The 12,247-nt window shown below is 39.9% G+C and carries 10 protein-coding genes; 3 read left to right on the plus strand and 7 right to left on the minus strand.

The genetic code is table 11. The features are described from left to right. The first annotated feature begins 111 nt into the window (after positions 1-111). Together AC1TO6_RS00995 and AC1TO6_RS01000 are read left to right on the plus strand one after the other, a co-directional pair. Entirely contained in the window at positions 112-495 is a 384-nt protein-coding gene (locus AC1TO6_RS00995; protein ID WP_482099737.1) for a GntR family transcriptional regulator, read from the plus strand. A 2-nt stretch (positions 496-497) separates the two neighbouring features. Next, positions 498-1,604: a DUF1648 domain-containing protein gene (locus tag AC1TO6_RS01000; protein ID WP_482099738.1), complete on the plus strand. Its 1,107-nt coding sequence runs from the start codon at positions 498-500 to the stop codon at positions 1,602-1,604. Between the two features lie 188 nt (positions 1,605-1,792). Here the strand turns inward: AC1TO6_RS01000 and AC1TO6_RS01005 are convergent, their stop codons facing one another. From AC1TO6_RS01005 to AC1TO6_RS01025, 5 genes are all read right to left on the minus strand, one after another. After that, entirely contained in the window at positions 1,793-2,218 is a 426-nt protein-coding gene (locus AC1TO6_RS01005; RefSeq protein ID WP_482099739.1) for an SRPBCC family protein, read from the minus strand. Between the two features lie 81 nt (positions 2,219-2,299). Further along, positions 2,300-2,917: a nicotinate (nicotinamide) nucleotide adenylyltransferase gene (nadD, locus tag AC1TO6_RS01010; RefSeq protein ID WP_482099740.1), complete on the minus strand. Its 618-nt coding sequence runs from the start codon at positions 2,915-2,917 to the stop codon at positions 2,300-2,302. Between the two features lie 287 nt (positions 2,918-3,204). Beyond that, positions 3,205-4,188: an NAD(P)/FAD-dependent oxidoreductase gene (locus AC1TO6_RS01015; protein ID WP_482099741.1), complete on the minus strand. Its 984-nt coding sequence runs from the start codon at positions 4,186-4,188 to the stop codon at positions 3,205-3,207. Positions 4,189-4,449: 261 nt separating this feature from the next. After that, positions 4,450-4,731: a DUF6509 family protein gene (locus tag AC1TO6_RS01020; protein ID WP_482099742.1), complete on the minus strand. Its 282-nt coding sequence runs from the start codon at positions 4,729-4,731 to the stop codon at positions 4,450-4,452. Between the two features lie 97 nt (positions 4,732-4,828). Next, a complete protein-coding gene (locus AC1TO6_RS01025) occupies positions 4,829-7,465 on the minus strand; it encodes a cation-translocating P-type ATPase (protein ID WP_482099743.1) in 2,637 nt (878 codons plus the stop codon). Positions 7,466-7,641: 176 nt separating this feature from the next. Between AC1TO6_RS01025 and AC1TO6_RS01030 the strand changes: the two genes are divergently transcribed. After that, entirely contained in the window at positions 7,642-9,339 is a 1,698-nt protein-coding gene (locus AC1TO6_RS01030) for a M3 family oligoendopeptidase (RefSeq protein ID WP_482099744.1), read from the plus strand. A gap of 69 nt (positions 9,340-9,408) precedes the next feature. On the opposite strand, the gene AC1TO6_RS01035 is transcribed toward AC1TO6_RS01030, so the two are convergent. Together AC1TO6_RS01035 and AC1TO6_RS01040 are read right to left on the minus strand one after the other, a co-directional pair. Next, positions 9,409-11,088, minus strand: coding sequence for a formate--tetrahydrofolate ligase (locus tag AC1TO6_RS01035; RefSeq protein ID WP_482099745.1), 1,680 nt, complete (start codon positions 11,086-11,088; stop codon positions 9,409-9,411). Positions 11,089-11,193: 105 nt separating this feature from the next. Next, on the minus strand, positions 11,194-12,177 hold the full coding sequence (locus AC1TO6_RS01040; protein WP_482099746.1) for a zinc-binding dehydrogenase: 984 nt from the start codon (positions 12,175-12,177) through the stop codon (positions 11,194-11,196). Between the last annotated feature and the right edge of the window lie 70 nt (positions 12,178-12,247).

The following is a 12,247-nucleotide window of genomic DNA, read 5'->3' on the forward strand; positions in this document are numbered from 1 at the left end:
ACATTTTATTTTGTTCAGGGATTTTTATTTATCTACCTCTTTGTTCTATACTAAATAGAACAAAGAGGCTATAATTAAATTAAATTAGATAAGTTATAAGGAGGGTACCATATGTTCATCCAAATCGAAGCGGATGCGGATAAACCGATATATGCACAATTAGCTTCTCAGCTTATCGAAGCAATTGCACGCGGAACACTTGTAGGAGGAGAAACACTCCCCTCTGTACGGACATTAGCCGCCGACCTAGGCATGAATATGCATACTGTCAATAAGGCATACCACGAACTCGAAAAAAAGGGGATAATCCGTATCGTTCCGAAATCCGGAGCAATTGTCAATGAACTCTTGACGAATGATATTACTAATACAAACCTTGTAAGAATTACTGAGGAATTCAAACCGATTGTTGCTGAAGCAATCGTGCTCGGGATGAAACCAAAAGACATTAGCAACCTTATTTCATCTATCATTTTAACAATTCAGGAGGTATAAGTATGGTATTACCCTTATTTCTAATCATTATTAGCTTTATTACTATAATGCTGTCTGCTACTCCATTTTTATTAAAGCCCTCCGTTGTGTTTGGCGTGACGGTTCCAGAAAGTTTTACAGACGATTCAACGATTATATCCTATAAAAGAATATATGCTGTTAGTATTTTCATTACGGGTTTCATTTCACTTTTCATTTATTACTATTGGGTAAGTAATAGTGATCTATCAGAAGTTACAATCGTCTTAACTGGATTAGCAGTTCAATTTGGACTTCTCTTTTTGAGTATGGTTCTCTATTTTTACTTTCATGCACAAACGACGCGACTTAAACAAAAAAATCAATGGGGTGCGGATTTGAAGCAAGTCCGAATCGCTGATTTAGCTATTCGGACGAAAGACGAGATGCTTCCTTCTTATGTCTATGCAGTACCAATGCTAATTACGGTTGGGCTAATCGCCTACACTGCCACACAATACAACAATATGCCCGACCTGATTCCTACACATTGGGGAGCGAACGGTCAACCCGATACTTTTAGTGAAAAAACACCTTTTTCAGTAATTGCTTTACTTCTTATATTACTAATAATGCAAGCAATGATGGCCGGTATTAATACATTTACAAAACAATCAGGTATCAGATTAAGTGCAGTAAAAAGGAAAAAATCAAAAGTTCAACAATTATCATTCCGAAAATACTCCAGTTGGTTTTTATATATGATGACTATACTCATGACTATTCTTTTTGGGTTCATTCAACTTGCTACGATTCATGATGGCCTTGGCGATGCTGCACTAATGTTCGCGTTACCACTCGGCTTTCTCTTAATTACCCTTCTAGCAACAGCCATCTATGCATTTAAAGTTGGACAGAGCGGCTCCCGGATTGAAGTGGAATTGGAAGACGAAACGATTACCGGCATTACAGATCTCGATGATGATGAGCATTGGAAATACGGCATCTTTTATGTGAACCAAAATGATCCTTCCGTTTTTGTAGAGAAAAGATTCGGTATCGGATGGTCGATTAACTTTGGGAATCCAATTGGATATGTAATCATATTCGTTCCCCTACTGCTCATTTTAGCTATCTCCTTTCTTTTGTGATTTAAATTCCTTTTTTTTCGATTACAATTAATTAATGCAAACAAAAAACGCTGAATAACTACTTTCAGCGTTTTTTATATTGTTCCAGCACAACAACCAGCAGTTAATCGCCTAAGCTATTCATAGATTTCGACGTGTCGGATGTGAGATCACTTGAAGAACATCATACTTCTAAAGATTTCAAACCATTAAAGCTCAATCACACTTTTTAGTTTCAGAATAAGGCCATCCCATCCACCTGACATACGTGAACGTACCTCTGCATGGTCCTCGCCAAACTCTGTCTGTTTGCTTTCTTCCCATCCCGCATGGACTAGAGTTACTTCCGTTTGACTGTCTTTTTCTATCAATTCAAACGTGATAAACCACTCCTCACCCCACTTAAAAGATAAACGGTTGGGTGGACTCACTTCAGTCACTTTACATATTGAATTTCCCCATGGACCTGCTTTTAGGATAAACTCTTTGCCTTCAATCGGTTCCATATCATTCGGCATAAACCAGGCACCTATTCCTTCGGATGTCGCGACGTATTTCCAAGCTTTTTCAATAGGAGCATCGATAGTTATGCTCTTTCTTATTTCAGAGAACCGATCATTAATGTTAATTGACATACTAAAAACCTCCTGAATAATAAGTACAACTATTAGGTTCTATATTTAACTATATAGAATCTAATAGTCGCAAGTTTAGAATTAATTCTTATAGAGCGCGTGCTCTTTAATATAATGATAGCAAGAATCAGGTAACAGATAACGGGGTTCTCCGTTCATGGAAAGTTCATCCCGAATGTAAGTAGAGCTAATTTCCATAGATAGACCTTTATCAAGCAAGTGAAATGTCTGTCCGTCGTCATTATTTCTTAAGATGGCTGATTTACTGATTGCCTGTAGCATATTTACTCCTTCACGTGCCATTACAATGAATTTATTTTCATTCACAAGTGATTCAGAATGCCCCCATCTACCAGCACCGATATCGACTAGTAAATCCGCTCCCATAACGAAATAAATTTCATCATTTTTATAGAGTTCCTTGAAATAAATAAGTGTTTCATATGTTGTAATTTTCCAGCCCTCTTGTTTCATTTCATAATCATCGGCAATGAATTTATCATTGTTTTGAATTGCCAGTTTAATCATATTCCACCGGTGTTCATCAGCTGTTTTCATTTCTTTGTCTTTTCTTTTATTCGATGAAGGAAGGAATATAACTTTATCCAATTTACAACGGTGAGCAACTGTACTTGCCGTCCACAAATGTACATTCGTAATCGGATCGAAAGACGAACCATAAATACCTATTCTAGCCATATCATTCATCTCCTCAATTCCCTCATTTAGCCTTCCCAATATGTTGTAGCCAAGCAGTTGTTTGTTAAATAACCTCTATACCTAAAGTGTTTTGAAAATGCCCTAGTGCCCAGTCATGCCCCGCTGCATTAAAACTTGCAACTCCCTGTTCATGTGTATTTGACATTAAGCGTTGTCATCTATGTTCGAAAAAAATTCAGTATTAACGAAATGTTACTAATTTCTCTATTACTAGTCAATAAAAAAACCGCACAAGGCGGTGTTTTTAATTTGATGTCAAGTTCTATTCAACTAAAGATACTTGTACTATGAAGCGGCTGTAATCTTGCTTTCGGATCGACATAAGCTTTTGCATGATTCACAGCGATTGGAGCTTCACCTAGTCCGACAGCAATCAATTTCACTTTGCCATCATAGTTTGTAACATCCCCTGCCGCGTAAATCCCTTCGATGTTGGTCTCCATACGCGTATTAACCATTATTGAGTTACGGTCCATTTCAAGACCCCAATCCTTCAATGGTCCAAGAGATGATATATTTCCGTAGTTAACAATTAATTGATCGACGTCGAGATGTTCTTCAGTGCCATCTTTTTCTGCTAAGACTACTTTTCGGACTTTACCATCTTCACCATCAATCAATTTGACCGCTCGAGACGTCTTCACAGTCACTTTGGATTCCATTAACTGATTAACACTCGTTTCATGTGCTGTAAAGCGTTCACGGCGATGGACGAGTGTCACAGTAGATGCAATGTCTTCCAACATAAGTGACCAATCGACTGCTGAATCCCCGCCTCCGCAAACAAGAACATTTTTGTCCTTAAAAATCGTTAAATCTTTAATACTGTAATGAAGGGTATTCCCCTCAAAATGGACTTCTTCGGGAAGACCGATTTTGCGCGGTTGAAAAGCCCCGATTCCCGCTGTCAAAAGGATGGTACGTGTAAAGTGAACGCCTTTATCCGTTTTCAGGATGAAGTGATCTCCTTCACGCGTTGCTGACAAAGCAGTTTCGCCAAGATGGATTTCAGGTTTCGCGTAATGTGCTTGTGTAACAAGATTAGCTACAAAGTCTTTTGCAAGAATTTTTGGAAATCCGCCCACATCATATATATCTTTATCAGGATACAATTCAATCAACTGACCACCAAGCTGTGGCAAACTATCTATGATTTTCACCGACATTTCCCGCATTCCTGCATAGAATGATGCAAAAAGCCCCGTCGGCCCTCCCCCAATAATCGTAATATCAACTATTTCATTATCCATATTCAAACACTCCAATTAGATTAGTCTTGGATATTTTCGTTTCTATCCACTTTCCATATTATCTAACATATTACCACAAAACACACATAATTCGAATTGAGTCTGCTGATTTATTATATGTGCAGAAATCTTCACATACTGTGTTCGTACATTAGTGCTAAAACTTCCACTGTAGTGGATTCTACTTTCAGCTTTAAACCTCCATATACCAAAGAAAAGCCTGCACACATAATAATCATGTGTACAGGCTTTTTAGTTGTATTATTCGCGGTGTGTTCTGCAATATTCAAGAACAATTGCTTTTTCGTCATCTTCCAATTCAAAATCAAGAACTTTTTCACTTGTACGTTCAAAAAAGTGATAAGATGCTATCCGTCCTTCATCCTCGTCAACTGCAAAAATCACGCGAAGCCCTGTTCCACCTTCAGAATAAAGCTCGTCTTCCTCGTCCAAATCAATGTACAATCGGTACTCAAAACGTTCTCCAGCAATGATCCCAGTAGGATCGTTAATTTTTTTGATAATGTACTCAGTAATTTCCATAGCAGTATCAACCTCTCACTTACAAATTCACGGCTACAATGCCATTACCCCCCATAATACATCATAGAGCACTAAAAGGGGAACTTTGGCGCTTAAATTACTTTTTGAATAATTTAACCAGTTCATTTACTAGAAGCGGTATTAGGCTAAGTACACCAATAATTATCCATTCCTTTAGTCCAAGTGATTGCACACTAAAGACTTTCGCAATCGGACCGAACGTAACGATAATTACCTGTAACACAACCCCTAGCAAAATTGAGTATATTAAAAACTTATTCTTAAAAATACCTGCTTTGAATACAGACTTGTTCATCGATCTAAAGTTGAGAGAATGCACCAGCTGAGAAAAACTCAGGCCGATGAAAGCCATTGTCTGTCCATGTACGAGAGCACTTTCCGGTATGGCAGCTGAAAACATAGAGAGAAAACTGCCCGTATACTCGCCTGACATATAGATGCCCATCATAAAAGCGACGAGTGTAATTGCCCCAATCAAAATACCATTTAAAACTAGAAACGATATGGAACCACTGAATATACTCTCTTTCCGGTGCCTCGGTTTTTCTTTCATTACACCAGTTTCTTCAGGATCGACCCCCAGCGACAGCGCAGGAAATGTATCCGTCACCAGATTGATCCATAAGATATGAATTGGGCGCAAGAGCAACGGCCACCCTAGTAATATCGCAGCGAAAAGCGCAATTATTTCTCCTAAATTACACGATAGCAGAAAAATAATGGACTTCTTTATATTACGATAGATGGTACGCCCTTCTTCGACTGCTTTGACGATTGATGAAAAATTGTCATCCGTTAATACCATATCTGCAGCACCTTTTGCTACATCTGTACCTGTTATCCCCATTGCTACGCCTATATCCGCGGCCTTTAATGAAGGTGCATCGTTAACACCGTCGCCTGTCATTGACACGGTATGGTCCTTCGCTTTAAGTGCTTGCACAATTTTAACTTTGTGTTCCGGCGAAACCCGAGCATATACATTAATTTTCCCGGTTTTTTCAATTAATTCCCGTTCTGACAAAGCGTCAATTGTTTTTCCCTCGATTACTTCCGATTGTTGAGTTGCGATTCCAAGTTCTTTTGCAATCGCATATGCCGTGTCCTGGTGATCCCCCGTAATCATAACCGTACGTATGCCTGCCGATTTCGTAACTTTAATCGCATTCTTCACTTCTTCACGAGGGGGGTCAATCATTCCGACAAGACCAAGAAATACCAATTGTTCTTCTGCATTGTTAAGTTCGTCGGTATTTGTAGCTGCCATGAATTTATAGGCAGAACCCAGTACACGCAATGCTTTTGAAGACATGGATTTTGCAGCATTAAGAATTGCTTCACGGTCTAGCTCATCAATAATTTTGGGCCCTTCAGCTGTTTCGATATGTGTACATTTCGGCAAAATCCCATCAACGGCACCTTTAGTGTGTGAAATAATGGACTCCGCCGCTTGATGTACCGTAGTCATCCGTTTACGATTTGAATCGAATGGAATCTCAGCAATTCTGGGATAACTTGCTTCCAGTTGTCCTTTTTCCAACCCAGTTTCCACCGCTGCTGCAATAAGCGCGATTTCTGTTGGATCCCCGGTTTCTTCATTTTTTGTATATGTTGCATCATTACATAATGCGATATTCTCAAATAATCGTTTCTGTACAGGCTTTTTAAGATTGGCTTCATTTAAGTTGCTTAATGTTCCTTCAGTATAAAACGTTGTAACTGTCATTCGATTCTGAGTCAATGTACCGGTTTTATCTGAACAGATCACGTCAACTGAACCCAACGCTTCCACAGCAGGAAGCTTTCGAATAATGATATTTTGTTTAATCATCCTTTGCACACCGATTGCGAGAACGATTGAAACGATTGCAGGCATTCCTTCAGGGATAGCCGCAACCGCTAGACTGACAGCTAACATGAACATTTCCAAATACCCGCGACCTTGCAACACACCTATTCCAAATATGATGACGCAAATGACAACAGCTGTCATCCCCAGGTATTTCCCCAATTGTGCGAGACTTTTCTGTAAAGGTGTCTCTTCATCCACTTCACTATCAAGCATAGATGCAACTTTTCCTATCTCGGTTTTCATACCTGTTGCAATTGCCACGCCAGTTGCACGTCCATATGTAGCTAATGTCGACATGAATGCAATGTCTTTTCGATCTCCGATGGGCATTGAGCTGTGACCTTCGAATTGTGAATCTTTTTCTACTGATACGGATTCACCTGTCAACGCCGCCTCTTCAATTTTCAAATTCACTGATTCAATTAGACGGATATCACATGGCACGTACCTTCCGGCATCAAGAAGAATTACATCACCTTGCACAACTTCTTCAGACGGTATTTCTTTCTGTACACCGTCCCTTCTAACTAGCGCTTTGGGAACTGCCATGTTTTTTAACGCCTGCAGTGCATCTTCTGCCTTTGATTCCTGGATAACTCCTACAACCGTATTGATAAGGACAACAAGTCCAATTATTAAGGAATCCGCCAATTCTCCAAGAATGCCAGAAATAACAGCTGCAACAATCAGCACGTAGATTAAGACATTATTAATTTGTGCAAAAATACGTTGAAGCAGCGAACGGCTCTTTGTTCCTGTTAGTTTATTCGCACCGAATTCAACAAGTCTTCTCTTCGCTTCTGCTTCACTTAAGCCAATTTCAATATTTGTATCAATGAATTGATCAGTTTGCTTTTGCAATTTTTTACCCCATCTTTTATAGTTTTAATTTCAAACACTTGTCATACGGAATTCCTTCCATTGCTTTTCTCATATAATCTAGTGTAATAATATATATTTCTTTTGCAATATTCCGGAACATCGTGAACAATAGAATCAGTGGAATATTTCACTAGTATAAATCAGGGGGAATTATCTTGATAAAATTTGAAGACTATCAATACGCTAGACCTGAAATGGAAAGTGTAAAAGAAGATTTCTTTAGACTTCTTGAGGATTTTCGTTCTGCAAGTTCATATGAATTACAAAATGAAGTCATTGAAAAAATTAACTCAATCGGAAAAGACTACTCAACGATGGCCAATCTTGTCTATATCCGTGCTTCCATCGATACAAACGATGAATTCTATCAAAAAGAACGCGATTATTTCGATGAAATCGGACCTGAGTATCAAGAACTTGAAACTGCTTACTATAAAGAACTTGTCACCACTTCTTTTAGGGCGGATCTTGAAAAAAAATGGGGTAGCCAACTATTCGCACTGGCTGATAACTCCATTAAATCATTTTCACCGAAAATCGTCAGTATGCTTCAAAAGGAAAATAAGCTGGCTTCCGATTATTCTAAACTGGTTGCATCCGCGCAAATCGAATTTGACGACAAGACTCTGACTCTTGCTCAAATGGGTCCATATGCGGAGTCAACGGATCGTTCCGTTCGTAAAGCCGCTATGAAAGCTACATACACTTTTTATTCGGATAACGGTGTGAAGTTCGATAAAATTTATGATGAACTTGTCAAACTACGTCATGAAATTGCTACCACTCTAGGCTACAAAAACTTCGTTGAACTCGGCTATGTGCGCATGAATCGTATTGACTATGATGCCCAAATGGTGAAAAAGTTCCGTGATCAAGTTCGTGATCATATCGTCCCACTAGCCAGTCGTCTATATGAGCGCCAAGCAGAGCGCATTGGTGTGGATAAGTTAAAATTTTATGATCAATCCTTAGACTTCTTAACAGGTAATGCAACACCCCAAGGATCACCTGATTGGATTCTTGAAAATGGTAAAAAGATGTATGCAGAGCTTTCACCTGAGACAGACACCTTTTTCAAGTTCATGACAGATAAAAACCTACTTGACGTTGAAGCTAAAACCGGAAAAGAAGCCGGCGGTTATTGTACTTTTATCGATAACTACGATTCACCATTCATCTTTTCCAATTTTAATGGGACATCTGGTGATATTGACGTATTAACGCATGAAGCCGGACACGCATTCCAAGTTTTTTCTAGCCGAGACATTGGAATACCTGAATATATGTGGCCAACATATGAAGGCGCCGAAATCCATTCAATGAGTATGGAATTCTTTACATGGCCCTGGATGGAACTGTTTTTCAAAGACCAAACGGATAAATATAAATTTGCACACTTAAGTAGTGCGCTTCTCTTTTTACCCTATGGCGTCGCAGTGGATGAATTCCAACATGCAGTTTACGAAAATCCTGAAATGACAGCCGAAGAACGGAAAGCAGCTTGGAAAAGAATAGAGAAAATATATCTTCCAATGCGTGACTATGATGGCTTTGAATATTTGGAATCCGGCTCTATCTGGCAACGTCAAGGTCATATTTACGAAAGTCCATTTTATTATATTGATTATACACTTGCACAAATTTGTGCGTTCCAATTTTGGAAACGCTCGCTCGAAAATCATGAATCAGCATGGAATGATTATTTACATCTTTGCACCCTCGGCGGATCAAAATCATTTACTAAACTTGTTTCCGAAGCAAATTTAATTTCACCATTTGAAGATGGCTGTGTTGAATCTGTTATCGGAACAATTGAATCTTGGCTAGATTCGATTGATGATAAAGCACTTTGATAATAAACCACGGGGCTGTCCTAGCATTTTAGGTCAGCCCCGTATTTAATACAGATACGTTTTCAATAATTATATTAAACCAACTGCATTGCCTTTTTCATCGATATCCATTTTGAGTGCTGCCGGAACTTTAGGCAAGCCCGGCATCGTCATAATGTCCCCAGCCAAACAAACTAGGAATCCGGCTCCAAGTTTCGGAATAATTTTCCTTACAGTAATTGTAAAACCTTCAGGGCTTCCAAGTAATTTAGGGTCATCTGCAAATGAGTATTGCGTTTTAGCCATGCATATCGGCAATATATCCCATCCATTTTTCTCAATTAGCTCCAGATCTTTTAATGCCTGGTCAGTAAAAGTGACACCCAATCCTCCGTAAACTTTTTGAACGATTTCAGTTATTTTATCGTTTACAGATTGTTCAACATGATAAATCGGGGCAAAGTTGTTTGGTTCAGCTAATAGCTTTAACACTTCTTGTGCTAATGCAATACCCCCATCTCCGCCATGTTCCCAGACTTCGGTGAGTGCTACCCTTACATCATTATTTTCACACCATTCGAAGATTGTTTCCAGTTCAGAGTCCGTATCAGTAATGAATTTATTCAGAGCGACGACTGGCTGGACACCGAATGCACGAATTGTATCTATATGTTTTGCCAGGTTCATCATTCCATCTGTGACTGCCTGAACATTTTCTCCCGCTAGTTCGCCTTTCGGCACACCTCCATGCATTTTCAGCGCACGAACCGTTGCAACGATAACGACCGCATCAGGAGCAAAACCACCTTGACGCGCTTTTATATTCATGAATTTCTCAGCGCCTAAATCGGCTCCGAAACCAGCTTCCGTAACAACGATTTCGGCAAGTTTACGTGCCATATTGGTTGCAATTAACGAGTTACAACCGTGTGCAATGTTAGCAAAAGGACCTCCATGGATAAGTGCCGGCGTCCCTTCAATCGTCTGAACGAGATTTGGTTTGAATGCCTCTTTTAATAGAAGTGTGAGTGCACCATGAACTCCAAGATCACGCACTGTAACTGCTTCATTGTCGTACGTATAACCGATTACAATCCGTGCAATCCTATCTTTCAAATCCTCCAAGTTTGTCGCCAGACAGAATACGGCCATTATTTCAGATGCCACAGTAATATCGAAACCCTCTTCTCTAGGCACTCCCTGTGTAGGGCCACCCAGTCCGATTGTCACGTTACGCAAAGCGCGATCATTCATATCCAGGACACGCTTCCAAGTAATTCGTCGCGGGTCAATACGGAGCACATTTCCTTGGTGAAGGTGATTATCAATCAAAGCGCTTAGTGCATTATTTGCAGTCGTAATTGCATGAATATCACCGTTAAAATGCAGGTTAATCTCTTCCATCGGCAATACTTGTGCATAACCACCCCCTGTAGCACCACCTTTCATCCCCATAACAGGTCCAAGGGATGGTTCACGCAAAGCAATCATCGCCTTCTCCCCAAGCTTCGAAAGAGCGTCAGCGAGTCCTACCGCCACAGTAGATTTCCCTTCACCAGCTGGAGTTGGGCTGATTGCAGTAACCAAAACAACTTTCCCATTCAAACTTTCTTTATTTAATTTATTTCCATCAATTTTAGCCTTATATCTTCCATAAGGTTCTACAGCTTCTTCCGGGATACCCGCCTTTTCAGCTATAGTCCAAATTTGCTGCATTGTAGCTTGTGATGCAATTTCTAAATCCGTAAGCGGTAATACTTTTTCAGTCATATATGCTACATCCTTCCTTTGCCTTAATTATATACCAATTATGATTTTAGATAGATTGTACTTTATGATACCCTGTAAACATTAATAACCATTCTCTATTAATTGTTATTCTGATACTTGAATTACCACTTTTCCAAACTGATTACTGTTTTCAATATAATCAAAGGCCTCTGCAGTATCATCCAAATTGAACACTCTATCGACAACGGGATGTGTCCCGTATTTTTCAACATGCGCAATCATGTCGCGCAATTCTTCTCGGCTCCCAAGTGTTGAACCAAATAGCTGGTATTGCCCATAGAAAAATGCCCGTAAATCCAAATCGACCGTATCGTCAGTCGTTGCTCCGAACACAACGATGCGCCCTCCTTTTTTTAAAACACCCAACGAACGATTAAATGTCGCTCGCCCTACACTCTCAATAACGAGGTCAATTGTTTCACCCTGCAGCTCTTTGTTCCAATCACTGTTTGTGTCGAGCGCCATATCCGCACCAAGCTCAAGCGCTAACTTGCGTTTCTTCTCACTGCGTGAAGTTACAATTACACGTGCACCTATGTTTTTAGCAAATTGAATCAGATAAGTGGCCACCCCACTGCCCGCACCCGGAATGAAAACCGTATCTCCCACTTTCACCTGTCCTTTTGTAAATAACGCACGGTAGCCAGTTAATCCAGCTAATGAAAGCACTGCAGCTTCTTTCCATGATAAATGAGATGGTTTCCTCTCTAGTTGTTCAGCTGAAATTACAATTCTCTCCGCAAACGTTCCGTTATCAGGCATGCCTAAAATATCAAAACTCGCAGGGGGCGCATCGCTATTCTTATACCATCGAAGTGAAGGATTAATCATTACTTCATCCCCGACTGTAAATTGCGTTACTCCTTCACCTATTGAATCGACGACTCCTGCCCCATCCGATCCTAATGTCAGCGCTGCTGTTTGCTCACCTCTGCGCCCAGCTATATATAAGTCCCGACGATTCAGTCCCGCTGTTCGAATCGAAACGACAACTTCACCAAGACCTGCAACCGGATCACTCATCTCACCTATTTTTAACTCCCCAAATTCATGAATATACGCCTTCATATTTACTCATCCCCTCTTAAATAGTTATCCTTCTTATCATACCTGAATATATCCTAACCTTCACACTATT

The organism is Sporosarcina sp. Y352 (assembly GCF_056786535.1).

Coding starts and splice junctions, on each gene's coding strand:
- AC1TO6_RS00995 (WP_482099737.1), top strand. CDS start 112: ATGTTCATCCAAATCGAAGCGGATGCGGATAAACCGATATATGCACAA.
- AC1TO6_RS01000 (WP_482099738.1), top strand. CDS start 498: ATGGTATTACCCTTATTTCTAATCATTATTAGCTTTATTACTATAATG.
- AC1TO6_RS01005 (WP_482099739.1), bottom strand. CDS start 2,218: ATGTCAATTAACATTAATGATCGGTTCTCTGAAATAAGAAAGAGCATA.
- nadD (WP_482099740.1), bottom strand. CDS start 2,917: ATGGCTAGAATAGGTATTTATGGTTCGTCTTTCGATCCGATTACGAAT.
- AC1TO6_RS01015 (WP_482099741.1), bottom strand. CDS start 4,188: ATGGATAATGAAATAGTTGATATTACGATTATTGGGGGAGGGCCGACG.
- AC1TO6_RS01020 (WP_482099742.1), bottom strand. CDS start 4,731: ATGGAAATTACTGAGTACATTATCAAAAAAATTAACGATCCTACTGGG.
- AC1TO6_RS01035 (WP_482099745.1), bottom strand. CDS start 11,088: ATGACTGAAAAAGTATTACCGCTTACGGATTTAGAAATTGCATCACAA.
- AC1TO6_RS01040 (WP_482099746.1), bottom strand. CDS start 12,177: ATGAAGGCGTATATTCATGAATTTGGGGAGTTAAAAATAGGTGAGATG.